24 protein-coding genes are annotated in these 22224 nt (G+C 67.1%); 9 read left to right on the top strand and 15 right to left on the bottom strand.

The features are described from left to right. Positions 1–17: 17 nt before the first annotated feature. Complete coding sequence (locus NX773_RS17155; protein ID WP_258857522.1) at positions 18–944, bottom strand: SDR family NAD(P)-dependent oxidoreductase; 927 nt, start codon at positions 942–944, stop codon at positions 18–20. Between the two features lie 244 nt (positions 945–1188). Between NX773_RS17155 and NX773_RS17150 the strand changes: the two genes are divergently transcribed. Then, complete coding sequence (locus tag NX773_RS17150; protein ID WP_258857521.1) at positions 1189–2379, top strand: flavin reductase; 1191 nt, start codon at positions 1189–1191, stop codon at positions 2377–2379. A gap of 95 nt (positions 2380–2474) precedes the next feature. After that, a complete protein-coding gene (locus NX773_RS17145) occupies positions 2475–3368 on the top strand; it encodes a LysR family transcriptional regulator (RefSeq protein WP_258857520.1) in 894 nt (297 codons plus the stop codon). A gap of 27 nt (positions 3369–3395) precedes the next feature. Here the strand turns inward: NX773_RS17145 and NX773_RS17140 are convergent, their stop codons facing one another. Further along, positions 3396–4286, bottom strand: coding sequence for a LysR family transcriptional regulator (locus tag NX773_RS17140; protein ID WP_258857519.1), 891 nt, complete (start codon positions 4284–4286; stop codon positions 3396–3398). Between the two features lie 109 nt (positions 4287–4395). On the opposite strand from NX773_RS17140, the gene NX773_RS17135 reads away from it, so the two are divergent. From NX773_RS17135 to maiA, 4 genes are read left to right on the top strand one after another with little or no spacing between them, the layout of a single operon-like run. After that, complete coding sequence (locus NX773_RS17135; protein ID WP_258857518.1) at positions 4396–5616, top strand: 3-hydroxybenzoate 6-monooxygenase; 1221 nt, start codon at positions 4396–4398, stop codon at positions 5614–5616. A 20-nt stretch (positions 5617–5636) separates the two neighbouring features. Further along, on the top strand, positions 5637–6686 hold the full coding sequence (gene gtdA / locus NX773_RS17130) for a gentisate 1,2-dioxygenase (protein WP_258857517.1): 1050 nt from the start codon (positions 5637–5639) through the stop codon (positions 6684–6686). A 24-nt stretch (positions 6687–6710) separates the two neighbouring features. Next, a complete protein-coding gene (locus tag NX773_RS17125) occupies positions 6711–7421 on the top strand; it encodes a fumarylacetoacetate hydrolase family protein (protein ID WP_258857516.1) in 711 nt (236 codons plus the stop codon). A 30-nt stretch (positions 7422–7451) separates the two neighbouring features. After that, a complete protein-coding gene (gene maiA / locus NX773_RS17120; protein WP_258857515.1) occupies positions 7452–8096 on the top strand; it encodes a maleylacetoacetate isomerase in 645 nt (214 codons plus the stop codon). A gap of 49 nt (positions 8097–8145) precedes the next feature. Here the strand turns inward: maiA and NX773_RS17115 are convergent, their stop codons facing one another. From NX773_RS17115 to NX773_RS17100, 4 genes are read right to left on the bottom strand one after another with little or no spacing between them, the layout of a single operon-like run. Further along, positions 8146–9120: an FAD:protein FMN transferase gene (locus NX773_RS17115; RefSeq protein WP_258857514.1), complete on the bottom strand. Its 975-nt coding sequence runs from the start codon at positions 9118–9120 to the stop codon at positions 8146–8148. Further along, complete coding sequence (locus tag NX773_RS17110) at positions 9104–11323, bottom strand: PepSY domain-containing protein (RefSeq protein WP_258857513.1); 2220 nt, start codon at positions 11321–11323, stop codon at positions 9104–9106. Before NX773_RS17110 ends, NX773_RS17115 begins: the two co-directional genes overlap by 17 nt. 11 nt (positions 11324–11334) lie before the next feature. Then, the gene (locus tag NX773_RS17105; RefSeq protein ID WP_258857512.1) at positions 11335–11805 is read right to left on the bottom strand and encodes a DUF2271 domain-containing protein; all 471 of its coding nucleotides are present in this window, start codon (positions 11803–11805) and stop codon (positions 11335–11337) included. Next, complete coding sequence (locus tag NX773_RS17100; protein ID WP_258857511.1) at positions 11802–12164, bottom strand: PepSY domain-containing protein; 363 nt, start codon at positions 12162–12164, stop codon at positions 11802–11804. Before NX773_RS17100 ends, NX773_RS17105 begins: the two co-directional genes overlap by 4 nt. 330 nt (positions 12165–12494) lie before the next feature. On the opposite strand from NX773_RS17100, the gene NX773_RS17095 reads away from it, so the two are divergent. Beyond that, positions 12495–13022, top strand: coding sequence for an REP-associated tyrosine transposase (locus NX773_RS17095; RefSeq protein WP_258857510.1), 528 nt, complete (start codon positions 12495–12497; stop codon positions 13020–13022). A gap of 114 nt (positions 13023–13136) precedes the next feature. Then, positions 13137–14933, top strand: coding sequence for a serine hydrolase (locus tag NX773_RS17090; protein ID WP_258857509.1), 1797 nt, complete (start codon positions 13137–13139; stop codon positions 14931–14933). A 74-nt stretch (positions 14934–15007) separates the two neighbouring features. Here NX773_RS17090 and NX773_RS17085 read toward each other — a convergent pair whose 3' ends face one another. Both NX773_RS17085 and NX773_RS17080 read right to left on the bottom strand, forming a co-directional pair. Further along, positions 15008–15586, bottom strand: a complete 579-nt coding sequence (locus NX773_RS17085; RefSeq protein ID WP_258857508.1) for an outer membrane beta-barrel protein — start codon at positions 15584–15586, stop codon at positions 15008–15010. Between the two features lie 181 nt (positions 15587–15767). Continuing rightward, the gene (locus NX773_RS17080; RefSeq protein WP_258857507.1) at positions 15768–16364 is read right to left on the bottom strand and encodes an alpha-ketoglutarate-dependent dioxygenase AlkB family protein; all 597 of its coding nucleotides are present in this window, start codon (positions 16362–16364) and stop codon (positions 15768–15770) included. 52 nt (positions 16365–16416) lie between these two features. Here NX773_RS17080 and NX773_RS17075 point away from each other — a divergent pair, with 52 nt between their 5' ends. Beyond that, on the top strand, positions 16417–17001 hold the full coding sequence (locus tag NX773_RS17075) for a putative pterin-binding protein (protein ID WP_258857506.1): 585 nt from the start codon (positions 16417–16419) through the stop codon (positions 16999–17001). A gap of 3 nt (positions 17002–17004) precedes the next feature. On the opposite strand, the gene NX773_RS17070 is transcribed toward NX773_RS17075, so the two are convergent. The 7 genes from NX773_RS17070 to NX773_RS17040 form a co-directional block, all read right to left on the bottom strand. Then, the gene (locus NX773_RS17070) at positions 17005–17367 is read right to left on the bottom strand and encodes a hypothetical protein (protein ID WP_258857505.1); all 363 of its coding nucleotides are present in this window, start codon (positions 17365–17367) and stop codon (positions 17005–17007) included. 126 nt (positions 17368–17493) lie between these two features. After that, positions 17494–17871: an MAPEG family protein gene (locus tag NX773_RS17065; RefSeq protein ID WP_258857504.1), complete on the bottom strand. Its 378-nt coding sequence runs from the start codon at positions 17869–17871 to the stop codon at positions 17494–17496. Positions 17872–17896: 25 nt separating this feature from the next. Continuing rightward, positions 17897–18727 (bottom strand): Rossmann-like and DUF2520 domain-containing protein, encoded by an 831-nt coding sequence (locus NX773_RS17060; RefSeq protein WP_258857503.1) that lies wholly within the window; start codon positions 18725–18727, stop codon positions 17897–17899. A 2-nt stretch (positions 18728–18729) separates the two neighbouring features. Beyond that, a complete protein-coding gene (locus tag NX773_RS17055; protein ID WP_258857502.1) occupies positions 18730–19308 on the bottom strand; it encodes a DUF924 family protein in 579 nt (192 codons plus the stop codon). Positions 19309–19336: 28 nt separating this feature from the next. After that, positions 19337–20080: an MgtC/SapB family protein gene (locus tag NX773_RS17050; protein WP_258857501.1), complete on the bottom strand. Its 744-nt coding sequence runs from the start codon at positions 20078–20080 to the stop codon at positions 19337–19339. A gap of 25 nt (positions 20081–20105) precedes the next feature. Next, on the bottom strand, positions 20106–20369 hold the full coding sequence (locus NX773_RS17045) for a hypothetical protein (RefSeq protein ID WP_258857500.1): 264 nt from the start codon (positions 20367–20369) through the stop codon (positions 20106–20108). Continuing rightward, complete coding sequence (locus NX773_RS17040) at positions 20369–22186, bottom strand: aminopeptidase P family protein (protein ID WP_258857499.1); 1818 nt, start codon at positions 22184–22186, stop codon at positions 20369–20371. The genes NX773_RS17045 and NX773_RS17040 overlap by 1 nt, the downstream gene beginning before the upstream one ends. Between the last annotated feature and the right edge of the window lie 38 nt (positions 22187–22224).

Raw genomic sequence — 22224 nt, 5'->3', positions numbered from 1 at the left:
GTGTCTCCGTGTGGTGTTTACGAGCGGTCGATCGGGTCGCCGAGAAGGTCGGTGAGGTTTTCCTGCGCCTCGCCGTAGCGCGTCACTTTGGTGGCGCGCGCGTAGTCGTTGATGTCGCGCGGATCGTGCCGGCCCGGGGTCCAGGTCGGGTACTTGAAGCGCAGGCCGGCGTCGACCGGCAGGTCGGCTCCGGTCATGCACGACGATTCGTCCGAGGCCAGGAACACCGTGGCCCAGGCCAGGTCGGACGCGCGCGGGAAGCGCCGCAGCGGCAGCTGGTCGAGGTATTCCTGGCGCGAATAGAAGCCGCGCCGCGCCGGCGGCTGCCAGTTCGGATCGAACATCTCGTCGCGCATCGTGGTCCAGAGCTGGTGCTCCATCGAGCACGGCGTGACGGTATTGACGCGGATTCCGTGGTGGGCCAGGTCCATCGCCGCGGAACGGGCAAAGTTCAGCAGCGCGGCCTTGGCCGCGCAGTAGGCCGCGCCGTCGGCCTCGCCGAAGTGGGCCGCGGTCGACAGCAGGTGAATGATGCTGCCTTGCGCCCCGCAGGCGAGCATGGCGCGCGCGGCGTGCTGGGTGGTCAAGAGGCCGGCGGTGGCGAAGCTGGCGACCGAATCGTGCCAGTCGTCCAGCTTCATGCTCAGCACGTCGTCCCAGTGCACCCGCCCCGCCATATTGACCGCGACGTCGAGGCGGCCGTAGCGTTCGACGGTGGTGGCGACGATGCGCTGGACGTCGGCGTCGTTGCGCGCGTCGCCCACCAGGCTCATCGCTTCCCAGCCGCGCGCACGGATGAAATCGGCCGCCGCGGCCGCGGCGCTTTCGTTCACGTCCGTGACGCACACTTTGGCGCCTTCGCGCGCCAGGAAGTGGGCGATGGTGCCGCCGATATTCGGTCCCGCGCCAAACACGATGGCGACTTTGTTGTTCAATCTGTCCATGGCTCTACTTGTCTCAAGGTTGCCTGACCAGCATTTCCGGGCGGTCAGCGTAGAGCATTGTTAGCGTTGCGCTGCGGCGATACAAGCCGAATACCTTCAAGGCTACTATGCGCAAACTGCATGAATCGGCGCCGATGAAATTTCTTGAATTCTTATTCTAGAACAATATAATAGGCCAAACGGCCGCCCGTCCCGACGCGCGCGGCGCGACAAGAATCTTCCATAACAAGACAGCGAGACACTCATGCAAGCCCCTACCCCAGCCATGCAGTTCGACGGCGCCCGCTTCCGCGAGGTGCTTGGCAGCTATCCGACCGGTGTCGCCATCGTCACCTGCACCGACGACCACGGCACGCCGGCCGGCATGGTGATCGGCACCTTCACCTCGGTCTCCCTCGATCCGCCGCTGATCGGCTTCCTGCCGATGAAGACCTCGCGCACCTTCGCGCGCATGCGTGGCTCGCCCACCTTCTGCGTGAACATCCTGGCGGCCGACCAGCAGGCGGTCTGTCAGCATTTCGCCTCGCCGGCCGAGGACAAGTTCTCCGCGCTGGCATGGCATCCCAGCCCGGCCGGCAACCCGGTGCTGGACGGCGTGGTGGCCTGGATCGACTGCGACTACACCAGCGTGAATGAGGTGGGCGACCACTACATCGTGCTGGGCGGCGTGCTCGGCATGCAGCTGGAACGCGACACCGCGCCGCTGCTGTTCTTCCAGCGCGGCTACGGGCGCTTTTCGCCCGGACCGCTGGTGGCGGCAGCCGAGCGCGGGACCATCGAGGCAGTGCAGCTGGCCGAGATCGGGCGCGACCAGATGCAGGCCGTGGCCGCGGAACTGAACGCCGAATGCAGCCTGATCGCGGCGGTCGGCGGCGACGTGGTCTACGTGGCGGTGGAAAACCAGTCGCCGCACTGGCGCCTGCGCAGCCGGCTCGGCTTCCGGGTGCCATGCGCGCCGCCGCTCGGCCCCCTGTTCGTGGGCCACCCGGGGGCGCCGGACGACGCCGAGTGGCTCGAGCGGCTGGGCCGCGCGGACCAGGAGACGCAAGACAGCGCGCGCGCGCAGCTCGAACGGGTGCGCAGCCGCGGCTGGTCGATCGCGCTGCAGGGCCAGGACGACGACGAGAACCTGGAAGAGATGGTCGCGCTGTACTCCAACCCGCACCGCACGCCCGGCCAGGAGCGGCGCCTGCTGGCGGCGGCCAAGGCGCGCGCCGGCCTGCACGAGCCGGCCGAACTGCAAGACGATGCGACCTACGACGTGCGGCACCTGTCGGTCCCGGTGCGCGACGCCGCGCGGCAGGTCGTGCTGGTGCTGCGGCTGAGCGCGCTGCCGCCGGCGGCGTCCCTGGGCCAGATCCGGCAATGGCTGGCGCGCCTGCAGCTGGCGGCCGACAGCGTGGCACGCGCGATCGCGGCGCGCCGCCCCAACTGACGCCCGGCACACCGCCGCCCCAGAACCGGCGCGCGCCCCGATGGGCCATGCCCTAGCGCGCCGTCGTGCCACTTCACCAGGATAGCCGAGCAAACATGGAGATTACCCAGATCCGCCACTTCGTGCGCATCGCCGAGACCGGCAGCTACATCAAGGCCGCCGACCTGCTCGACATCGGCCAGTCGACCCTGAGCCGCCAGGTGCGCGCGCTCGAGGTCGAGCTGCGCGCCAGCCTGTTCTACCGCCACGGGCGCGGCGTGCTGCTGACAGAGGCCGGCAAGAAGTTCCTCGAATATGCGCGCGCGGTGCTGCACCTGATGGATTCGGCCACCATCGCGGTGCGCGATTCGGAGTCGGCGTTCTCGGGCCAGCTCGCGATCGGCATGGCGCCCAGCATCGGGCGCGCCTGCATCCCGCTGCTGCTGCCGGAACTGGTGGAGCGCTACCCGCGCGCGGCGATCAGCGTCGTCGAAGGCCTGTCCGGCGCACTGTACGACGCGGTGCTGCTGGGCCAGCTCGATTTCGCCTTGCTCTACAACCCGGCCGCTTCGCCGAACATCAAGATCACGCCGATCGTGGCCGAGCCGCTGTACCTGATCGGCGCCGCGCCGGTGGGTGAGGACCGTGACCAGGTCACCCTGGCCGCCGTGGCCGAGCTGCCGTTGATCCTGCCGCACGGGAATCACTCGGTCCGGGTTGCGGTCGAATCGGCTGCCGCGCGCCTTGGACTGGGGGTGAACGTCAAGCTGCAGGTCGATTCGTCCTACTCGACCATGCAACTGGTGGCGCAGGGAATCGGCTATTCGATCATGCCGCGCCTGGTCGGACGCGGCGCCGGACTGCCCGCACTGTCCTGGCAGAAGATCGAGAACCCGGCCCTGGAAGCGACGCTGTGCATGGTGCAGCCGGCGCAGCAGCCGAGCAATCCGCTGGTGGCCGCCGCCGCCGAGGTGGTGCGCGCCAGCCTGGCGCAGCTTCTGGCCGCATAAACCTGGCGGGCGCCGCCGCGGCCCGGTTCAGTCCGCAAACAGGTTGGCCACGCTCTGGCGCAGCCAGCGGTTCGACACGTCGGCATGATAGCGCTCGTGCCAGTGCTGCTTGACCTGGAAGCGGGGCAGCTCGACCGGAAGCGGCAGCAGGCGAACCGCCTCGCTGGACGCCACCTCGCTGGCATAGCGAAACGGCACGATCGCCAGCAATTCGGTCTGCGCCACGATGCGCGCAACGCTGAGGAAGCTGGGCAGTTTCAGCGCGATCTTGCGCTCGATCCCTTCGGCGGCCAGGATCTTGTCGACGATCGCGTGTCCCGTGCCCGAGGTCAGGACGCGGATGTGCGATTCGCGCAGCAGCGCCTCGCGGCTGAGCGCGGCGCCGACGCGCGGATGGCTGGCTGCGGCAAGGCACACGAAATGCTGGTCGAACAGCACCTGCTGGTAGAACCCGGCTTCCAGGTGCGGCATGAAACCGACGGCCAGGTCGACGCCGCCGTCGGCCAGTCCGGCCGGCGTGTCTTGCGAAATCTTCGAAATCTCCACCCGAATGCCGGGACCGGTCTGGCGCAAGTGGTTGAGCAGATGCGGCAGCAGCACGACCTCGCTGATGTCGGTCATGCAGATGCGGAATTCCCTCGTGCTGGCGGCCGGGTCGAACACGGGCTGGTCGGCCAGCGCGTGCTGCAGCGCCTGCACCGCGCGGCGCACCTCGGCGATCGCGTTCTGCGCGCGCGGGGTCGGCACCATGCCCTTGGCCGTGCGGCTGAACAGCCGGTCGTTGAAATGGCTGCGCAGCCGGCCCAGCCCCAGGCTGACCGTCGACTGCGGCAAACCCAGGTTGGCGGCAGCGCGCGTCACGTTACCGGTCTTGTAGATCTCGTCAAAGATCAGCAGCAGGTCGAGGTCGAAGCCCATCGCGTCCAGATTATTTGGTTTTCTGATTATTCTAATCAGCTTTGATCGGTTTCTCAAATAGAGATGAACGGGCACACTGGCGCCATTCATCCAACAAGAGGAGACCACCATGCATTCATCCGACCGCGAGAGCGCGCGCGCGCTGCCCTCGGTGATCGTCGCCGGCGCCGGCATCGGCGGCATCGCCGCCGCGCTGGCGCTGGCAAAACAAGGCCTGCACGTGACCGTGCTGGAACAGGCGGCCGAGCTGGGCGAAATCGGCGCCGGCCTGCAGCTGGGCCCGAACGCCTTTGCCGCGCTCGATGCGCTGGGCGCCGGCGAGCGCGTGCGCGAGCTCGCGGTGTTCACCGAGCGCCTGGTCATGATGGACGCGGTCGACTGCGGCGTCGTGGCCAGCTTCGACGTGGGCGACGCCTTCCGCGCGCGCTTTAACAATCCGTACGCGGTGATCCACCGCGCCGACATCCATACCGCCATCCTGGAGCAGGTGCGCGGCAATCCGCTCATCGAACTGGTGACCTCCTGCCGGATCGAATCGATCGGCCAGGACGAGCAGGGCGTGACCGTCACCGACAGCACCGGCCGCGCCTTCCGCTCCGGCTACCTGATCGGCTGCGACGGCGTGCGCTCGATCGCGCGCGAGACCGTGGTCGGCGACGGCGTGCGCGTGTCCGGACACGTGGTCTATCGCGCCGTGGTGCCGGTTGCCGCCATGCCCGAGGAGCTGCGCATGAACGCCCCGGTGGTCTGGGCCGGCCCGAACTGCCACCTGGTGCACTACCCGCTGCGCGGCGGCGAGCTGTACAACCTGGTGGTCACCTTCCACAGCCGCGAACAGGAGACCTGGGGCGTGACCGAGGGCAGCCAGGAAGAAGTGCTGTCCTACTTCACCGGGATTGCCGAGCTGCCGCGCAAGCTGTTGTCCCTGCCGTCGAGCTGGCGCCGCTGGAGCACCGCCGACCGCGAGCCGGTGGACAGCTGGACGCGCGGGCGCATCACGCTGCTCGGCGACGCCGCCCACCCGATGATGCAATACCTCGCGCAGGGCGCCTGCATGGCGCTCGAAGACGCAGTCACCCTTGGCGAGGCCGTGCGCCACTGCGAATACGACATGCAGGCGGCGTTCGCGCTGTACCAGCGCTCGCGCATCGCACGCACCGCGCGCGTGGTGCTGTCGGTGCGCGAAATGGGTCGCCTGTACCACGCCGCCGGCGTCGAGCGCCTGGTGCGCAACGAACTGTGGAAAGGCCGCAGCGCCGCCGGCTTCTACGAGGCGCTGGCCTGGCTGTACGACTGGAACGTGGCCAACTGCCTGGCCAAGGACGCTTGAAAATCCAAGGAGAACCGAACATGACCAACGACCTGCAAGACGCGCGCCGTGCGCTGTACGAGGACATGCGCGCGCTGCACCTGTCGCCGTTGTGGGAATCGCTGCACACGCTGGTGCCGCGCCAGCCCGCGCCCGATTACGAGGCCGCGCTGTGGCGCTACGAGGATATCCTGCCGCACCTGAAGCGCTCCGGCGAGGTGATCTCGGCCGAGGAAGCCGTGCGCCGCGTGCTGGTGCTAGAAAATCCGCGCATGCCCGGCAGCGCCTCGATCACCACGTCGCTGTACGCGGGCCTGCAGCTGATCCTGCCCGGCGAAATCGCGCCCGCCCACCGCCATACCCAGTCGGCGCTGCGCTTCATCGTCCAGGGCAAGGGTGCCTACACGGCGGTCGATGGCGAGCGCACCATGATGCACCCGGGCGACTTCATCCTCACACCGTCCTGGACCTGGCACGACCACGGCAACCCGGGCATCGACGGCGTGAGCGAACCGGTGGTCTGGCTCGACGGGCTGGACATCCCGCTGACCCGCTTTTTCAACGGCGGCTTTGCCGAGAACGGCGACAGCGCGGTCCAGCCGATCGCGCGCCCGGAAGGGCGCAGCCTGGCGGCCTACGGCTACAACATGGCGCCGGTGCGCCAGCTGCACCAGCGCAGCAGCTCGCCGATCTTCAACTACCCCTACGAGCGCTCGCGCGAGGCGCTCGAAACGCTGCGCCGCCAGCAGGAGATCGACGCCTGGGTCGGGGTCAAGCTGCGCTACGTGAACCCCCTCAACGGCGGCGCGCCGATGCCCACCATCGGCGCCTGCATGCAGTTGCTGCCGGCCGGTTTCCGCGGCCTGCCCCACCGCAGCACCGACGGCACCGTGTACAGCGTGGTCGAAGGCCACGGCGTGGCCACCATCGGCGGGCGGCGCTTCGACTTTGCGCCGCGCGACACCTTCGTGGTCCCGTCCTGGTCCACCCTGGCCCTGGACGCCGCCGAGGACGTGGTGCTGTTCAGCTTTTCCGACCGACCCGTGATGCAGGCGATCGGCCTGCTCCGCGAAGAACTCCTGCCCCAATAATCAAACGACTGTGAGCGAACAACCATGAGCGACAACTTCATCTTCCCGGCCCAGAACATCGTCGGCCTGCCGGTCAATGGCAGCGCAGCGCGCTTTCCGGTGCGCCGCATCTACTGTGTCGGCCGCAACTACGCGGCCCACGCCCGCGAAATGGGCTTCGATCCCGACCGCGAGCCGCCATTCTTCTTCTGCAAGCCGAACGACGCCGAGTCGGTCGTGCCGGTGCCGGCCGGCGCCAGCGTCGCGCTGCCCTACCCGCCGCGCACCGAAAATTACCACTACGAGATCGAGCTGGTGGTCGCGATCGGCAAGGCCGGCCGCGATATCGCCGTCGACGACGCCGCCAGCCATATCTTCGGCTACGCGGTGGGCCTGGACATGACGCGCCGCGACCTGCAGATGCGCATGCGCGAACAGGGCCGTCCGTGGGAGATCGGCAAGGCCTTCGACTACTCGGCGCCGATCGGCCCGATCACGCCGCAGGCCGACAGCGGCCTGCTCCAGGCCGGCGCGATCGCCCTCAGCGTCGACGGCAAGACCGTGCAAAGCAGCGACCTGGCCAAACTGATCTGGAACGTGAGCGAAACCATCGCCCAGCTCTCGACCCTGTTCGAACTGCGGCCGGGCGACCTGATCATGACCGGCACGCCCGAAGGCGTGGGCGCGGTGCTGCCCGGCCAGCGGATGGTCGGCACGATCGACGGCCTGACGCCGATCACGGTCGACATCGTCTGAGCCCTTCCACCTTCCACCGGCATTCTCATCATGAAGCTGCACACGTACTACCGTAGTTCCGCGTCCTACCGGGTTCGCATTGCGATGAACCTGAAAGGCCTTCACGCCACCGAGGCGTATGTGCACCTGTCGCGCAACGGCGGCGAACAGTTCGGCCCGGCCTTCGACGCGCTCAATCCGCAGCACCTGCTGCCCGTGCTCGAAGACGACGGCCTGGTGCTGACGCAATCGCTGGCCATCGTCGAGTACCTCGACGAGACGCACCCCGGCATTGCCCTGCTGCCGGCCGATGCGCGCGGCCGCGCGCGGGTGCGCGCGCTGTCACAAGCCATCGCCTGCGATATCCACCCGATCAACAACCTACGGGTGCTGAAATACCTGGGCGGCGAGCTGGGAGTCACGGACGAGCAGAAGAATGCCTGGTACCGGCATTGGGTGGCGCTGGGCTTTGGCGCGCTGGAACGGCAGCTGGCGCACGATGGCGGCGCCGGCCTGTTCTGCCATGGCGATACGCCCACGATGGCCGACTGCTGCCTGGTGCCGCAGCTCTACAATGCGCGGCGCTTTGGCTGCGACCTGGCGCCCTATCCGACCCTGGTCGCCATCGGCGAGCGGTGCGAGGCCCTGGCTGCGTTCGAAAAAGCGCGGCCCGAAGCGCAGCCCGACGCCGACTGACGCAGGGTGGGGCGCGCAGGCCGCTTGGCTCCCGGGCATCGGGACCGCGTCAGGTGCTGCTTGCGTCGCCCAGCAGGCGGCCGGCTACCACCACTTCCCGTAGCTGGTCACCTTCGCGCAGCACGAACAGCGCATCGATGCCCTTTTCCCTGGCCAGGGCGACGCCATCCTGCTCGCCCAGCACCATCAGCGCCGTTGCCCAGGCATCGGCCAGCATGCATGTCGGCATGAGCACCGTGACCGCCGCGAGGCCATTCGATAATGGCTGTCCCGACCTGGGGTCCATCGTGTGGGCGTAGCGCTTGCCATCGATCTCGACCCAGTGGCGGTAATCCCCGGACGTGGCAATGGCCGCGTCGTTCAACTCCATCACGCCGGCGACTTCGCGCTTGCCAAAGGTCGGCTGCTCGATCGCGACGGCCCAGGCCTCGCCGCCAGGCTTGTCGCCGCGCGCGCGCATTTCGCCGTCAATGCCGACCAGGTAGCTGGAGATGTTCCAGCGGTCCAGGCAGTATGCGAGCTGGTCCACGCCATAGCCCTTGGCGATGCCGCACAGGTCCAGCTTCACCGGACCACGCTTGCGCACCTGGTGGCGTGCGCGGTTCACCTCCAGCGTGTCGACGGAGCGCGCGGCCGGCTGTTCCTGCGGCACTGCGTCGTGCGCCGGCAGGGTCCGCCCGGCCGGGCCGAAACCCCATGCATCGACCAGCGCCCCCACGTTCATGTCAAAGGCGCCATGCGATTCCCGGCCTACCGTCAGGCCCGTCTCGAGCACATGCGCCAGCTCCGGCGGCACCTCGATCCAGCTGTTGCCCGGCGCGGCGTTCAGGCGGCACAGGTCGGACTCGGGTATCCAGTTCGACATTTGCCGGTCCACCTTGTCCACGGCGGCAAACAGGCTGGCGCCGATGGCGGCGGTATCAAGGCCCGCCGGCGCGTAAAAGATGGCCGTGTAGCGCGTCCCCATCGTGTTTCCATTGAGGCTGTAGCGCTGCAAGGCAGGCTGTTCAGAAGACGTCTTCACGGTAGCGTCCATTCGTTTTGAGCGTCAGCACGCTCAAGTGGATGGGAGCGAGAATCTCGTCCAGCGCCATGCGCACGCTGCCGGCCATCGCGCTGCTGCCGCACACCAGCACCTGGCCGCCGTTTTCGATCAGCTTGCGCATGTTGTCGGCATCCTCGGTCAGCCTGGTCTGCACGTGCACGCCGTTGTGCACGCGCGAGAACGCCGTGTGCAGCTGGGTGAGCCGGCGGTCGGCCAGATAGTTCTTGAGCTCGGGCTCGTAGAGGAAGTCGGACTCGGGGTTGCGGCCGCCCCAGTACAGGTACATCGGGTACTTGCCCGTATTGTTCCGGATGAAGCCGGCGAGCGGGCCGATGCCGGTGCCGGCGCCGATCAGGATCACCGGCGCCTTTCCGGAGGCCGGGCGGAACTGCGGATTGGGCTGGATGAAGGCGTCGATGCGCTCACCGGTTTGCAGTCCATGCAGGTAGGTCGAACACACGCCGTGCGGTTGCTTGCGCACGCAGATTTCGAGCACACCGTTGCGCGAGCCGCTGGCCAGCGAGTAAAAGCGCGGCATCGGGCTGCCCGGCGGGATGATTCCCACCAGGTCGCCTGCCTCGAAGTGCGGCAGCCGGTGCCGCCTGAACAGGCGTTGCAGCGGTCCGGCAGGGGCCGGCGACGCCCCGGCGTCAAAGCGCAACACAACGGTGGGCTCGGACTCCTCGATGCCATAGTCGATCCGTTCGCGCAGGTACAGCGGGAAGGTTTTGGGATGTGCCGGCGTGTGTTCGAGGTCCAGCGCCAGCCCAAGCAGCGGGCCGACGGCCAGACCCCAGCGCGCGAATTCCTGCGACGACTGGCGGTTGATCGTCGCCAGATCCAGCAAGCGCTGGCAACCAAGCGCACCGAGCGCCGCGTCCACGTCTTTGCCGAACTGGCAGAATCTGGGGAATTGGCGGTCGCCGAAAGCAAGCACGGCGAATTTCGTCGCCGGGTCGGGAGCTCGCCGCGCCAGCTGCGCCAGGAACTGGTTGGCGGACGAAGGAGCCTCGCCATCGCCATAGGTCGCGGTGAGAATGAACACCAGGCGCGCGGGGCTGCGCTGGAACGGCGCCTGGTTCATCGGCGCCGTATGCACCCGCTGCCCGGCCTTGCGCAGCGCGTCGTGCAGCACGCGCGCGAATCCCCATGTGCTGTTGTTTTCGCTGCCGACCAGGATCAATGTCTCGGCCGACTGTGCAGGGCTGTTGCCGGCAATACGCGGCTTGGCGCGTTGCCGTTGCCACCAGACGATTGCGCCGGTTGCCGCCAGCCAGGCCGCGCCGAGCGCGCACAGGCCCAGCAGCAGGCCCAGCCACCACAGGCCCTCGCCCGTGTGCAGCTTGTAGATCAGTTCGTACGTATCGCGCACGCCGCTGTGCGCGCGAAAGACCAGCAACTTGCCGCTCGACTGGTCCACATAGCCGTCCCCCTGGCTCGTGCGAAGGGTATAGACAGCGGCGCTGTCGCGGGGGTCCGGCAACACCAGTTCGCGCAGCTGCGCAAGGTCCGTCGCGGCCAAAGCCGGCAAGCGGGCCACCGGGGCCGGCGGGCCGCCTGATGTAGTTGCAGGAAAGTCGGGCTCGTCCTGCGTGCCATCGGAGACCAGGCTGAACGTGGCGGCCGACATGTAGGTGCCTGTCAGCGCCGACAACAGCAAGCCGGCAATGGCGATGCGGCCCACCTCGGCATGCCAGCGCTGGCTGCGATTGCCACGCAATGGCCCTGCCACCTGGCGCCATCCGCCAACCCGCTTGACCAGCAGCAGCAGGCCCGACACGCACAGCACCAGCATCACGATGGCCGTGATGCCGGTGGTGGCGCGCCCGGTGGTGTCGAGCAGCAAGGACCTGTGCAGCTGCTTGGTCCAGCGCGCGAATGCCGAAGGAACATAGGGTTCGATGCGGCTGCCGGTAAGCGGATCGACGCGGTCCGCGCCGGCGCCGCTGTCGCTGCGGTAGTAGACGATGATCCCGCCCGAGGGCGTGCGCTGGATCTGTTCGGCCCCGGGGTAGTGCGCCACCACGCGGCCGGCCAGTTCGGCCACGCTCAGGTGTGCCGGGATGCTGGTACCGAGCCGGTCAATGGCGGGATCGAGCGACAGCACTGCTCCCGTGATCCCGAGGAGCATGACGAGCAGTGCGGCGATGAGCCCCGGGAGCGAGTGAATCTTGCGCAGCATGCGTCAGGGGGTCACAGGTCGTACTTGAAGGTGCTGACGTAGCCCTTGCCCTTGACCGGCTTGCCGGCGCCCGATTTCGTCAGCGGCACGCGCACCTCGGCCGGATTGTCGCGCCCGTCTTCCACCGCGCTGTCGATCCGGATTTCGTAGCCGGCGTCGATCAGCACGTCGGCCAGGTCCACCGTGACCTTGAGCGATTTGCCGCTGCCGACGCTGGCCCCGGTAACGCCGTCGAATTCGCTTGCCTTGAGCCCACTGCCGCGCGACCAGGCGCTCAGGTGCTTGTAGTACTTCGATTTCTTCCCGGCGACCCACAAAGTCTTCTTGTATTGGCCCGCAGCGTCAGTGAGGTAAATTGCCAGGTAAGCGCCATTGCCGCCGTAATTTTGCAGCTGGGTATTGAGCGTGACCGGTCTCGCCTGCGCCAGCACAGGCAGCGTCAAGGCGCCCGCGACGCACATATAAGTCGTCAGTTTTTTCATGGAGTATTTCCTTTTCTCATTCGTCCATCGCCCCGGATATGGGTGTCTTGCTGGACGGGCGGGATGTAATCCGAGGCATCGGCATCGGGCCCGAACTCTACTTGCAGGCTACGAATCTTCAGGGATGCAGGGGAAAACTTCGCCTTCACTTTGTTGCCCTTGCGGTCGGTCGCCCTGACCTGGTAGCAACCATCGTCCACCTTGATGCGCTGCACCGCCCAGCCGCGCTGCTCGACCTCTTGCCGCAAGGTTTCGTGTGGTTTCCATTGCGCGATCGGGTCCGTGCAATCGGTATCGGCGAAGGCCGCGCCGCTGGCGACCAAGGCGGCCAGCACAGCGCAGGTACGAAGAAGTGTCATGATGAAATCCTCGAGATCGTGCGGGGAGCGGCGGCGCGGCCCGGCGCGGCCCGGCGCGGCCGGATGATTGCTGCTTCACGCGCGGATGATAAGCCGATAGAGAAGACTGATTAAAAAAGGATTGTTACGAATCGTCGCGTTAAACATGCGCCACTTAAATCTTAATGTCAAGAAGCGTGGCAAGCCCCGTCCCGGCTTTAACATGTGTCTGCACGACGTTTGGGTGCGGAAACGGAACCGCATGCCGCTCATCCCCTGTGTAGAATCAGGCTCGTGGAGGCGCCGAGCCTCGCTTCACCAGCGCCCGCCCTTGCGGCGCTGGCTCCAGCCATGACAGACTACCGTGACAACCGGGTCCCGGGCGGGACGTTCTTCTTCACGGTGCGGCTGCTCGACCGTGGCAGCAGCCTGCTGACCGATCACTTCTCCGCCTTTGGCGAAGCCATTCGCCAGGCGCGCGTGCGCAAACCCTTCCATGTGGACGCCTGGGTGGTGCTACCCGACCACGCGCATGCGATCTGGACCTTGCCGCCCGGCGACCATGACTGCGCCAGCCGCTGGCGCGCGGTCAAGATTGCATTTTCCAAGGCGCTGCGCAAAGCCTTCGTGCCGGGCGCGCTCGACGGCGCGGTGTGGGAGCCGCACTACCGCGACTACCGCATCGGCAACGACGAGGAATACGCCGCGCTGGTCGATTACGTGCATGGCAATGCGCTGCGCCATGGCCTGTGCCAGCGCGCGCGCGACTGGCGCTGGTCATCGCTGCACCGTTTCATCTCGGCCGGCTGGTGTGCCGCCGAGCTGGCCCCTGCGCTGCCGCCGTGGGCCCGGCGTACCGGCCTGCCCTCTTCCCCGTAATGCCCCAAGTGTGTGACAAACCACGCATTTCTCACCGTCATCAATCACGTATAGTCTCCGCTACCCGGACCTGGAACAGCCGTCCTGTCCGAACCGTGCAAAGGAGACTGGAAGATGAAACAGGTCTGCAACGCGATACTGGCCGCCGTGCTGATGACCGGCCCGGCCGCGGCCTGGGCTGCCGCCCCGGCCGCATCGCAACAGGCGAGCGCGCTCGCGCCGGAGCAGCAGGTGGACGCGCTGTTCGCAAAGTGGAACAAGCCCGACACACCCGGCTGTGCGGTCACCGTGATCCGCGACGGCAAGGTGTTGCTGCGCAAGGGCTACGGCATGGCCGACATCGAGCGCGCCGTCCCGGTGTCACCCGCCACGGTGTTCAACGTGGGATCGATGTCCAAGCAGTTCACGGCATTTTCGATCTACCTGCTCGCAAAGGACGGCAAGCTGTCGCTCGACGACGACGTGCACAAGTACCTGCCCGAGGTGCCGGACTTCGGCAAGACCATCACGCTGCGGCACTTGCTGCAGCACACCAGCGGCCTGCGCGACGCGATGAACCTGATGGTGCTGGCGGGCTGGCGCCTGGACGACGTGATGACGATGGATGACATGCTGGGCATCATCCGCCGCCAGCGCGCCCTGAACTTCGCGCCGGGGCAGGAGTACATGTACAGCAACACCGGCTACACGCTGCTGGCGGCCATCGTGCAACGCGTTTCCGGCAAGCCGCTGGCGGTGTTCGCGAAGGAACGCATCTTCGACCCGCTCGGCATGACGCATACCGCATTCCAGAAGGACTACGGCACCCTGGTCCCGCGCCGCGCCTTGTCGTACCAGGCGGCGCCGGACGGCAGCTTCAAATACCTGGCGGTGGGCGAGTCCACCGCCGGCCCCGGCGGGCTCCTGACCACGGTCGAGGACCTGGCGCTGTGGGATGCCAATTTCTACGACGGCCGCGTCGGCGGCAAGGACCTGCTCGCGCAAATGCAGGTGACCGGCGTGCTGAACAACGGCAAGCCGATCCAATACGCATCCGGCCTCATGGTCGAGAACTACCGCGGCGCACGGCTGGTCGAGCACTCGGGCGGTATTGGCGGCTATGCGTCCCAGATGTCGCGCTTTCCGGAGCAACATTTCACGGTCGCCGTGCTGGCCAACACCCCGGGCGTGAGCCCGACCGTCATGGCACGCCGGATCGCCGACATTTACCTGGGTGCGGAACTGGCGCCGAAAGCCGCGCCTGCCGACAGTGCAATGCCGGCCGAAATCGCGCTCGACCCCGCGCGCCTGGATGCGTTCCTTGGCTATTACGCGCTGTCACCGACCTTCGGCGTCACGTTCACCAAGGAAGATGGTCATCTGGTAGGCCAGGGCACCGGACAAGCGAAAGGACAACTGTTCGCCTCGGGCGAACGCGAGTTCTTCGCGAAAGTGGTGAACGCCCGTTTCAGCTTCGAGGAACCGGACAAGGACGGCATCGTGCAGGGTTTCGTGCTGCACCAGAACGGGCGGGACATCCCGGGCAAGCGCACCGCCAAGCCGACCGCGCCTCCCGCCAGCCTGAAGGCGTATGCCGGCGAATATTACAACGACGAGTTGCACGTCCTCTATACCGTCTTCGAGCAGGACGGCAAGCTGATGGTCGCGCATCCGCGCACCACCATCAAGCTCGATTACGTGGGCAAGGACGCCTTCGTGAGCGATTTCTTCGGCACCGAAATCAGGTACCAGTGCTCCCCGGATGCCGGCTGCACCGGCTTCACGCTCAACTTCCCGCGCGCGCGCAACCTGCAATTCTCGAAGGTGGCCATCGTGGCGCCCGGCGCGCGCGCGGCGGCGGACACCGGCATCTTCCTGGAGCCGGACAGCACGGCGGTGGCCAAGGCCGGCAAGGCCAGTCCAGCTTCCTGAGGCCGGCGCCAACAACAAAAGGGCCCCGCGGGGCCCTTTTGTTTTTACCTGGGAGTGTTGCGACGTTGGGGCGCTCAGAAGTTGTAGCGCGCGCCCACGGTCCAGACGTCCGCCTTGGCGCCGAAGTCCTTCGACTTGCCATAGCGCTCGTACTCGGCGTTCAGCGACACTTCCTTGGTCAGGTTGTATTGCAGGCCCACGGCGCCATACACGCCGGTATCGTTGCTGCTGCCCGACAGGCCGGTGGTGGTGTTGTAGAAGCGGTGGCTGTTTTCCACGCCCAGCTTGCCGTACACGGCGAACTGGTCGTTCAACGGTGCGGTGGCCTTGCCGGCGATGTAGGCGGCGTGGCCATCCGAACGGCCGTTGCCGGTGCCGCTGGCATTGCTGAAGCTGAAGTCGGACTTGCCGAAGTCGGTGTAGCCTGCCTCGACGCCGAAGGTTTTGTTGAACTCATAGCCGCCGAACACTTTGGCCGAGGCCTTGTAGCCATCCTTGTCGGTGACGCCGCTCAGCGAATAGTCGTGGTCGGCGGTGGCCACACCCAGGCCGACGTAGCCGCGCGGCGCGTCGGTGGTGGTCGTGGTGGTCTGGGCTTGGGCAGCACCCGCGACGGCGGCGCTTGCGATCAGTGCAAATACGAGCTTCTTCATATCAGTTCCTTTTCTTCCTCTTGATGCCTTTTCGCAATTCACAATGAATCGCGACGTGGCCAAGATAGCACTGGCATATCTTCAACACCGTGCCTAATCAGTAAGAACTGTAATCAAATGTAAGATAACTGACTTCCGGTTCAGATAAATTACCGTAAAAATGATGTGGAATAAGGATGTGTTAGCCGATGTAGCGGAAAGTTAGATTCACCCGGGCGCCAAGTGGGCGAGCGGACTTATTTATGCCATGCAACCAGTTGTGCTGCAGCACGCCGGCCATCAGCAACAGGCTCCCGTCGGTCAGGTCGAGCTTGACCGTCTGTTTCGTGCGTTTGTGGCGCAGGACAAACGTGCGCGCCTGGCCAAAACTGACCGAGGCGATCACCGGGCGCGGTCCCAGCTCGGGCTCGTCGTCGCTGTGCATGCCCATGCTGTCGCGCCCGTTCCGGTAATAGTTGAGCAGCACGCTGTTGAAATGGTGCCCGGTGGCCTCTTCAACGGCGCCGCGTATCGCCTGCAGCAGCGGGGTGAAGGGCAATGGCTCGAGCCGCAGGCCGGAATAGGTGTAAGCGGCATCGCCATGCCAGGCGGTCAGGCGCGGCTGCAGGTGACGCTTGCCGTACACCACGACAGTCTCCGCGCGCCACGCCGTTTCCTCGACCAGGCGGCGCAGGATCTGGTCGTTGGGCCAGGGCAGCGGCAGCTGTGGCAGGAAGGCCAGCTCGCCATCGGCAACCGGGATCGGCGTCAGCGTTGTACTTGAAGCAAAAAGTTCCACGGGCAAAATTTGCGGCTATGATGGCAGGACATCATCGACGGGACATTCTCGCATGAACAAACGCCAATTCCTCGGCGCCGCCGCGCTGGCGGCGGTGGCCGCACCCGGCGGCGCCAACGCTGCGCCCGTGGCGCGTGGACCGGTCCTGCTCACCATCAGCGGCAACATCGCGCGCAGCAACCGCGGTCCCGTGGACCCGGCGCTGGACCAGATGATGCACAAGCAGCAGGTGAAGTTCCAGCGCGCCTGCACCTTCGATTTTGCAGAGCTGCTGCGCCTGCCGGCGCGCACGATCCGCCCTACCCTGGAATACGACGCCAAACCGCACACGCTGCGCGGCCCGCTGCTGGCCGATGTACTGGCGCGGGCCGGCGCCCAGGGCGGCGAGCAGGCGAAGGTGGTGTTGCGTGCGGTGGATGGCTACGCGGTGGCAATGACGGTCAAGGAAGCGCGGGCGCAGGGTTTCATCGTCGCCACGCACCTGGACGGGGAACCGATGGCGCTGGGCGGGCTGGGCCCGCTGTGGGCGGTCTATGATGCCGATCGCGTGCCGGAGATGGCGGCCAAACCGCTGGCCCAGCGGTTCGGCGCTTGCCCGTGGGCCCTGTACCACATCGAGGTGCAGGGCCAGGGCTGAGGGTCAGGCGTAGGCTTCGGCCAGGCTCATCACCCGCGGCGCGACCTTGATGCCGATCCCATTGAACAGGTTGTCGATGGCGGTGAGGTTGGCTTCGCACTCCTCGGTCTTCCAGCCGTTGAACAGGTCGGTGCCGTTCTTGTGGAAGTGAATGTCGAGCACCTTGCCCTTGTCCTTGTGCGTGTAGGCCTGCTGGTAGGAGCGGTAAAAGCCGAGCTTTTCCAGCTCCGCCAGGACCGAGGACGGCGGGTTGTCCGGATCGGTGGCCATGAAAATCCCGAAAGTCTTCCCGGGCGGCTTGGCGGCGACATCGACTTCATAGATGCCGGGAGCCTTGGTCACGCTGGTGCTCTTCAAAAACAACATGCTGGTTTTCCTCCATCCTGGCATCGGCTCGGCGGCCGATGCGGCGCGCTCTCCGATTGATCTGTTGGCTAGCAAGGTTATTGCTATTCAGGAACTTTGTCGATAGCTAGGGCACACTTTTTTGCTCTAGTGCATTATTAAGCCAACAACAGCACCAACAATCAGGAGGGCGCTCGCCACCATGCCGGTCACGAAGCCGAGCTCGCGTTTCTTGGGATCGCGGTAGTAGCCCAGCGCATACAGCACCCGGCCCAGGCACCACAGCGCGCCACCGGCCGCGGCCCAGGCATCGCCCAGGAACACCGCGCACAGCCACAGCGGCACCAGCATCATCGGCAGCTGTTCGAGCGTATTCATCTGCACCCGCTGGCGGCTCTGGAACTCGATCGGGCCGTCCATGCTGGGCGCCGGCACCTTGTATTTGACGCGCGCCGCGCCGGCGTTGGCAAAGGTCCAGAAATAGACCGCGAGCGCGGCCAGGGTGATCCAGGCAGTCAGGTGCATCGATGCTCCTTTGTCGTTGAAAATCTCATGCGCCGCCGCGCTTGCGGCGCGCCAGGTCCGTCGTCGCCTCGGCCAGCGCCGCGTACAGCGCGCCGGTGGCCTCGTCCCATGTGGTGACCGCTTGCTGCTGGCGCGCGACGGTGGCCATGTCGCCACGCGCGATCGGCCCGGACAGCGCGCTTTCCGGGCCGAGCCGGAACACGTTGGACAGGGTTTCGGTGGCCAGCGGACGCGCCAGTTCGCGCGCGACCTCGGGCTCGATGCCGGCCGCCTGGTAGGCGCGCAATGCGGCGTCGAGCACCGTGACCAGGTAGTTGGAGGCGAATACGGACGCGGCGTGATAGACCGTCTTTGCCGCCGCATCGATGGGCACCAGCCGGGCGCCGATCGCTTCGAACGCCGCGCCGAGCAGCGCCAGCGCGTGCGGCTCGCCCTCGATGCCGCAATACGTGCCGTCAAAGGCCGCGGCCACCGCGGCCGGATCGGCAAAGCTGCGCACCGGGTGCACGCTGGCGGCCAGCGCGCCGGCCCTGGCCGCGGCATCGAGCTCGGCGGAGGACTTGGCGCCGCTGCAGTGGAACACCACCGCGCCGTCGACCAGCCCGGCCTTGGCCAGCGCCGAGGCCACCTGCGCGATCTGGTCGTCGGCCACGGCCAGCATCCACACGTCGGCGTGGCGCAGCGCTGCGATCTCGTGCACCGGGTCGCCGGCGCCGATGAAATCGACAGCGTGGCGCGCGCTGTGCAGCGAACGCGTCATCACGTCCTGGATCACGAACAGGCCGCTGCGGGCAAACAGGCGCCCGAGCGCCCGGCCGACGTGGCCGCCGCCGACAATGTTCAGGGTCGGGCGCACGCTCAGAATCCGGCGCCGGGCTGCATCAGGTACTCGGCTTCTTCCGGCGTGTTGGCGCGGCCGAGGATCGGGTTACGGTGCGGGAAGCGGCCGAAGCGCGCGATCACCCCGCGGTGACGGTGCGCGTAATCGAGCGCATCGGCAAACCCTTCGTGCTCGTTCGCCAGCGCCGTGAACAGCTCGACCGCCTGCTCCTGGGCGCGCGCGTCCTCGGCGTGCTCGAACGGCAGGTAGGCAAACTGGCGCTGCACGGGCAGCAGTTCGCGGTGTGCGCCTGAATCGACCAGCTTGCGCGCGGCGGCCAGCGCCAGCGCGTCGCCTTCGAACGCGCCCGGGGTGCCGCGCCGGGCGTTGCGGGTGAACTGGTCGAGCACGATGAGCCGGGCCAGCAGCCCTTGCGGGCCTTCGGTATCCCAGTCGCGCAGGCCGCCGGACACCGCCTGCGCGATCGTGTCGCCAAAGCGCGCGCGGATCTCGCCGTCGAAGCGCTCGTCCTTGCGGAACCAGGCGGCGCGCTGCTTGCCGTAGTCGGCGCTGCCGGGCGCGCCGAACCAGAAATCGAGTACGTCCTGTGCGTTCATGCTTGTCGTCCCTTTTGTTCTTGTGTTTTTAGTTGCGGGCGTGCGACAGCTGGAAGCCGTCGATCCCTTCGAACGCGGCCAGTTCGTCGGCCAGTTCGGACAGCGGCGCCCCGCTCTTGCGCGACAGTGCGAGCGCGACGAAACGCCACTCCTGCCCGCCAACGTCGCCGCTGATGGTGAGCGAGCCGCCCGCGATTTCGTAACCGCGTTCGAGCGCAATGCGCCGCAACACTTCCTCGCGCGGCTTGTACCCCGGCTTGAAGCGCATGCGCACCGCCACCGCATGGCGCGACGGCAGCACGGCTTCGATCCGGTTCAGGTAGATCATGATGATGGCCGAGAAAAACGCCAGTCCCATCGCCGACAGGTAGAAGCCCACGCCGATCAGGACGCCGATCACCGACGATGCCCAGATCGAGGCCGCGGTGGTCAGGCCGCTGATGTTGAAGCCCTCGCGCATGATGACGCCCGCGCCAAGGAAGCCGATGCCGGTCACCACGCCCTGGATGATGCGGGTCGGGTCGATCGCCGCGCCCATATCGAAGTGGCCGCCGAACCAGAAGTTCGGGTAGCCGGCGATGACGGTCAGCGCGCACGAAGCCATGCACACCAGGCCGTAGGTGCGCATGCCGGCCGCGCGCCCGTGGTAGGAACGCTCGTAGCCGACCATCAGGCCAAGCAGCAGCGCGCCGAGCAGGTTCAGCAGGATCAGGCCGTTGGTGGCCAGTTCGTTGTGCGACCAGTATGCGGTCAACAGTTCATGCGAAGGCACGGCATCCCTTTCGACGGCGCGGATGTCAGGTCGGCTTTTTCTTGACCAGCTGCTTTTCGAACGCCAGGTCGTGCTTGGTCACGCGCTTTTGTTCCTGCGGGCCCAGGCCGTTGACGAAGGCGACGAACTCGTCCAGCTCGAGCGGCGCGCACAACGGCGGCGCGCCCGGCTGTTCGGACAGGAAGAACAGGCCGTCGCCAGTGCGCGCCATCGAATAGCCCGGGTGGCCGGTGCGCTTTTTCAGCCGCTCCACGGCGGCGCTGGCGCGGGTGGAACGCACGCCTGCCATCAGATCGGCCTCGTGCGGGTGTCGAGCCAGCGCCTGGCCGCGCCATCGACGTGCGGCGAAACGCGTGCCGCGACCTGTGCGTGGTAGTCGTTGAGCCACGCGATTTCATCGGCGCGCAACAGCGACAGGTCCAGGCAGCGGGTGTCGATCGGGCACAGCGTCAGCGTCTCGAAGCCGAGGTACTCGCCGAACTCGGTGGTCGCTTGCGTGCGGTTCAGGACCAGGTTCTCGAGGCGGATGCCCCAGTGGCCGGGACGGTAGATGCCCGGCTCGATCGAGGTGATCATGCCCGGCTCCATTGCCGTGTGCGGCTCGGGTGCCGTGGTGGGCGAGATCGACTGCGGGCCCTCGTGCACGTTGAGGAAGTAGCCCACGCCGTGGCCGGTGCCGTGGCCGTAGTCGATGCCGGCGGCCCAGATCGGCGCGCGCGCGATCGCGTCGAGCATGGGGGATTTGGTCCCGCGCGGGAAGCGTGCCGACGACAGCGCGATCAGGCCCTTGAGCACCAGCGTGAAGTCGCGCTTTTGCTCGCTCGACGGTGTGCCGACCGGGACCACGCGCGTGATGTCGGTGGTGCCGCCCAGGTACTGGCCGCCGGAGTCGATCAGCAGCAGGCCGTCGCCCTCGATGGTGGCGCAGCCAGGCCGCTGGGCGCGGTAGTGCATGATCGCGCCGTTCGGATTGAAGCCGGCGATGGTGGCAAAGCTCGGGCTCACGAAACCGGGGCGGCGCGCGCGTGCGGCGGTGATGTGCTCGTCGATCGCCACTTCATCGAGCGGCGCGCGGTGCGGGTCGGCCAGGGTTGCTTCCAGCCAGGCGTAGAACTCGCACAGGGCCGCGCCGTCCTGCTCCATCGTGGCGCGCACATGGACCGCCTCGCCTTCCAGCTTGCGCGACTTGGCGAACGTGGTCGGGTTCACCGACTCGACCACGCGCACGCCGGCCGGCACCGCGGCGCGCATGCCGGCGGTGATGCGGCGCGGGTCAACCAGCAGCGCGGCGCCGGACTCCAGCGCCGCGAGCGCAGTCCGGGCCTCTTCGTACGGCGCGACCTGCACGCTGTCCTCCAGCAGCCTGTCGCGCAGCGCGGGCGGCACCTTGCCATCGCCGACGAACAGCGTTGCCGTCTCGGGCTCGACCAGCGCGTGCGCGACGAACACCGGGTTGAAGTTCACGTCCGACCCGCGCAGGTTGAACAGATAGGCGATGTCGTCCAGCGTCGAGATGAAGTGGCGGTCGGCGCCCAGCTCGCGCATGGCGGCGCGCGTGGCGGCCAGCTTGTCGGCGCGCGGCAGCACCGCGTAGGGCGCCTCGTGTTCGAACACCGGGGCGGCCGGCAGTGCCGGACGATCGGCCCACACTTCGTCGAGCAGGTCCAGGTCGGTGCGCAGCTTGATGCCGCGCGCGGCCAGCGCATCGGACAGCAGGCGCGCGACCGCAAGGCCGAGCACGCGCGCATCCACCGCCACCGTCTGCCCCGGCTGCAGCGTCGCGACGAGCCAGTCGATGTGCTGCAGGCTCGCGGCCGCCGGGATCTTCATCAGCTCGATGCCGGAACCAGCCAGCTCATGCTCGGCCTGGGTCCAGTAGCGGCCATCGGTCCAGACGCCGGCGAATGCGGCAGTGGCGATGAAGGTGCCGACCGAACCGGTGAAACCGGACACCCATTCGCGCCCCTTCCAGCGGCCAGGCAGGTACTCGGACAGATGCGGGTCGCTCGATGGAACGATGAAGGCGTCGACCTGGTGGCGGGCCATCGCGGCGCGCAGGGCGCCAAGGCGCTCGCCGCGGGCGCGCTGGAAGTCCTGGTTTGACATGGGCTGCTAGGTATCTCTGTTATTCAAGCCGCCTATGA

It is taken from the genome of Massilia solisilvae (assembly GCF_024753215.1).
GTDB lineage: Bacteria > Pseudomonadota > Gammaproteobacteria > Burkholderiales > Burkholderiaceae_D > Telluria > Telluria solisilvae.
The sequence above is the reverse complement of the archived record's forward strand: the minus strand, read 5'-3'. Positions and strand labels throughout refer to the sequence as shown.

What these genes read in the sequence shown, in the direction of transcription:
- NX773_RS17085 (WP_258857508.1), bottom strand. Translation starts at nt 15,586, where the DNA reads ATGAAGAAGCTCGTATTTGCACTGATCGCAAGCGCCGCCGTCGCGGGT.
- NX773_RS17100 (WP_258857511.1), bottom strand. Translation starts at nt 12,164, where the DNA reads ATGACACTTCTTCGTACCTGCGCTGTGCTGGCCGCCTTGGTCGCCAGC.
- NX773_RS17045 (WP_258857500.1), bottom strand. Translation starts at nt 20,369, where the DNA reads ATGGCAGGCGTGCGTTCCACCCGCGCCAGCGCCGCCGTGGAGCGGCTG.
- NX773_RS17145 (WP_258857520.1), top strand. Translation starts at nt 2,475, where the DNA reads ATGGAGATTACCCAGATCCGCCACTTCGTGCGCATCGCCGAGACCGGC.
- gtdA (WP_258857517.1), top strand. Translation starts at nt 5,637, where the DNA reads ATGACCAACGACCTGCAAGACGCGCGCCGTGCGCTGTACGAGGACATG.
- NX773_RS17055 (WP_258857502.1), bottom strand. Translation starts at nt 19,308, where the DNA reads ATGAACGCACAGGACGTACTCGATTTCTGGTTCGGCGCGCCCGGCAGC.
- NX773_RS17105 (WP_258857512.1), bottom strand. Translation starts at nt 11,805, where the DNA reads ATGAAAAAACTGACGACTTATATGTGCGTCGCGGGCGCCTTGACGCTG.
- NX773_RS17150 (WP_258857521.1), top strand. Translation starts at nt 1,189, where the DNA reads ATGCAAGCCCCTACCCCAGCCATGCAGTTCGACGGCGCCCGCTTCCGC.
- NX773_RS17155 (WP_258857522.1), bottom strand. Translation starts at nt 944, where the DNA reads ATGGACAGATTGAACAACAAAGTCGCCATCGTGTTTGGCGCGGGACCG.
- NX773_RS17040 (WP_258857499.1), bottom strand. Translation starts at nt 22,186, where the DNA reads ATGTCAAACCAGGACTTCCAGCGCGCCCGCGGCGAGCGCCTTGGCGCC.
- NX773_RS17135 (WP_258857518.1), top strand. Translation starts at nt 4,396, where the DNA reads ATGCATTCATCCGACCGCGAGAGCGCGCGCGCGCTGCCCTCGGTGATC.
- maiA (WP_258857515.1), top strand. Translation starts at nt 7,452, where the DNA reads ATGAAGCTGCACACGTACTACCGTAGTTCCGCGTCCTACCGGGTTCGC.
- NX773_RS17070 (WP_258857505.1), bottom strand. Translation starts at nt 17,367, where the DNA reads ATGTTGTTTTTGAAGAGCACCAGCGTGACCAAGGCTCCCGGCATCTAT.
- NX773_RS17075 (WP_258857506.1), top strand. Translation starts at nt 16,417, where the DNA reads ATGAACAAACGCCAATTCCTCGGCGCCGCCGCGCTGGCGGCGGTGGCC.
- NX773_RS17090 (WP_258857509.1), top strand. Translation starts at nt 13,137, where the DNA reads ATGAAACAGGTCTGCAACGCGATACTGGCCGCCGTGCTGATGACCGGC.
- NX773_RS17125 (WP_258857516.1), top strand. Translation starts at nt 6,711, where the DNA reads ATGAGCGACAACTTCATCTTCCCGGCCCAGAACATCGTCGGCCTGCCG.
- NX773_RS17110 (WP_258857513.1), bottom strand. Translation starts at nt 11,323, where the DNA reads ATGCTGCGCAAGATTCACTCGCTCCCGGGGCTCATCGCCGCACTGCTC.
- NX773_RS17095 (WP_258857510.1), top strand. Translation starts at nt 12,495, where the DNA reads ATGACAGACTACCGTGACAACCGGGTCCCGGGCGGGACGTTCTTCTTC.
- NX773_RS17065 (WP_258857504.1), bottom strand. Translation starts at nt 17,871, where the DNA reads ATGCACCTGACTGCCTGGATCACCCTGGCCGCGCTCGCGGTCTATTTC.
- NX773_RS17140 (WP_258857519.1), bottom strand. Translation starts at nt 4,286, where the DNA reads ATGGGCTTCGACCTCGACCTGCTGCTGATCTTTGACGAGATCTACAAG.